The organism is Dietzia sp. B44, from assembly GCF_014145245.1.
In the GTDB taxonomy this organism is placed as follows: Bacteria; Actinomycetota; Actinomycetes; order Mycobacteriales; family Mycobacteriaceae; genus Dietzia; species Dietzia natronolimnaea.
This window is the reverse complement of the sequence record NZ_JAALEF010000326.1, coordinates 1-2,438: the sequence shown is the minus strand read 5'-3', so window position 1 is coordinate 2,438 and position 2,438 is coordinate 1. Positions and strand designations below refer to the sequence as shown.

The 2,438-nt window shown below is 70.3% G+C and carries 2 protein-coding genes; one reads left to right on the top strand and one right to left on the bottom strand.

Annotated features, from left to right (window positions below):
* The coding region (locus G6017_RS11180) for an acyltransferase family protein (RefSeq protein WP_182617372.1) at nucleotides 1-987 on the bottom strand (987 nt) is incomplete at its 3' end.
* Between the two features lie 103 nt (nucleotides 988-1,090).
* Here G6017_RS11180 and pgfA point away from each other — a divergent pair.
* Nucleotides 1,091-2,438: cell envelope lipid trafficking protein PgfA (pgfA, locus tag G6017_RS11175; RefSeq protein ID WP_194307845.1), on the top strand; the 1,348-nt coding region annotated here is incomplete at its 3' end.

Here is a 2,438-nt window from a genome sequence, read left to right as displayed (position 1 = left end):
TACGCCGTAGGACCACCGGCCCAGCATGCCGATCACAGCGGAGTCCAGCACCGCGAACCGCTGTCCCCGGGGAGCCAGCGTGACCGGGGCCAGCAGGCAGAACGCCACCACCGCACCCAGCGCGGTCCGGGCCGCGAACTCCGGCCCGGAGGGATGCACGAACCCCTCGGTGAACCAGTGCGGGTGGGTGCTCGCCGCGAACGCCGCCGCGACCACGGTCCACCAGCCCCACCGCGCGTGGCGGTGCCGGGCCAACGCGGCCAGGCGTCCGGGCGGGGCGGCGGCCAGCTCGGCGAGGATCATCCCCGCCGCGAACCACGAGGCGAACGCCGGGGGCAGGATCTGGTCGTTGACCCGCTCGGGCAGTCCGAGGTCGTACCAGGGGATCAGAGCCCACGCCAGGCTCAGCACCCCCACGGCCGCGATCACGGGGATGCGCCATCGCGCCGCGCGACCCCGGAGCCCGGCGAGAGCCCACCACAGTAGGGGCAGGACGAGATAGAAGGACATCTCCACGGACAGAGACCACGCGTGGGTCAGACCCTCGACCAGGGAGTCGGGGACGTACACCTGCATCAGGGTCAGGTTGGCAGTCCAGGTCGAGGCGGAACTGCGGGCGTTCTGGGGGATGAGGAAGAACACCGCGGCCACCAGGACGAGGTAGGCCGGCATGATCCGGACGAGGCGGGAACGCAGGTAGGCCCCTGCGGACCGCGCGGTGCCGGGTCCGCCCCGACGGGCGTGGAGGGCGTGGGCCCGCCACAACAGGAACCCGGACAGGGCGAAGAAGACCGCCACGGACAGGTCGAACCGGCCCCAGACCCGGTTGATCGCCGACCCTGTGGAGGACCCGGTCTGGAACGCGACGTGAGTGGTGAGGACCGCGAGAGCGGCGACCGCGCGGAAGCCCTCCAGCGCCGGGACGAAGCCCGTCGCGGACGGGAGAGTTCCGACTTGTCGGTCGGGGGTGGCGAATGCGTTCTTCATCACTGTTAATCTTCTCCTGATGATGGTCCGGTCCGGCGACCGACCCGGGGAGCTACCCGGCGGTAACCGGCGGATCCAGGGTGCGGCTACAGGAGGACAACCGATGGCACGACAGAGCAGTTCCGCGGGACGGAGGTCGTCAGTGCCCGCGCTGGTCCTCGTCGGGCTCGGCGCGTTCCTCATCACTATCGCACTGGCGCTCGTCTTCTTCGTCGTGCCGGCGCAGAAGAAGACCCCGCTGGACATCAACACCACCACCGTCACCGAGACCACGCAGGGCGCGGTCCTGGTGGGTGCGGCCCTGGCCGGCAACTCGCCGACCGAGCTCAACTCGACCCGGCCGGAGTGCAGCGAAGGTGACGCGGCCGGTGACGAGGACGCCGACGCCCCCGGGGACGGCGCGGCGGGCGACGACGAGGCCGTCGAGACCCAGGACGGTGCGGAGGCCGACGACTCCGATGTCCAGTTCCCGGTGACCTGCTTCATCGACAACGACATCCCGCTCTACTCGCAGCGTCGTGTCCAGGCGGTCGAGCCGTCGGACGCCGAGGTGATCACGTTCCAGGCCGCGCAGTCGCTGCTCCGCGAGGACAAGACCGGGTCGGACGGGGTCGAGGGCCTGGTCAACGCCTCGATCGACCGCGTCACCGTGGACCGCGTGTCCGCGGAGCCGATCGACGAGGCCGTGAGCACTCTGCAGTTGGTCGCGACCGGGGCCGAGGACTCCGCCCCCACCGGGTTCGTCCGCAACGGCCTGCAGTACAAGTTCCCGTTCGACACCGAGCAGCGGGACTACGACTACTTCGACGCCAGCACCTTCACCACCAACCCGATCTCCTTCGTCGGTGAGACCACCGTCGGCGGCATCGACGCGTACGAGTTCCGCCAGGAGCTCGGCCCGATCGACATGTGGTCCTCGATCCGCGACCACTTCGCCTCGATCACCGACGGGTACGACCCCGCCGTGGAGGCCGTGCTGGCCAGCTACCGGCGCGAGGGCATGACCGCGGGCCAGTGGGGCCTCGAGGGTGACCCGGAGCGCGAGGTCGACATGCGTCGCTACTACACCAACACCCGCACGGTGTACGTCAACCCGGAGACCGGCCAGGTGATCAACGGCAACGAGAACATCTACCAGTTCTTCGCCGAGGACCAGGACGAGGCCGAGGCCTTCTTCAACGACGCGGCGGGCATGGAGGAGGAGAAGGCCGAGCCCACCCGGACGGCCGTCCGATTCGAGTCCGGCTGGAACGAGGAGACCAAGGAGATCACGCAGTCCGCCGCCCAGGAGACCGCCGACACGCTCAACACGTTCGGTCGCATCCTGCCGGCCGTGCTCGGTGTGCTGGGCGTGCTGGCGCTGCTCGGTGGCATCCTCCTGGGTGCCCGCAGCGGTGCCGGCGGGCGCACCACCCGGGGCACGCGCGACACCCGCGGTGTGCGCGGGGACG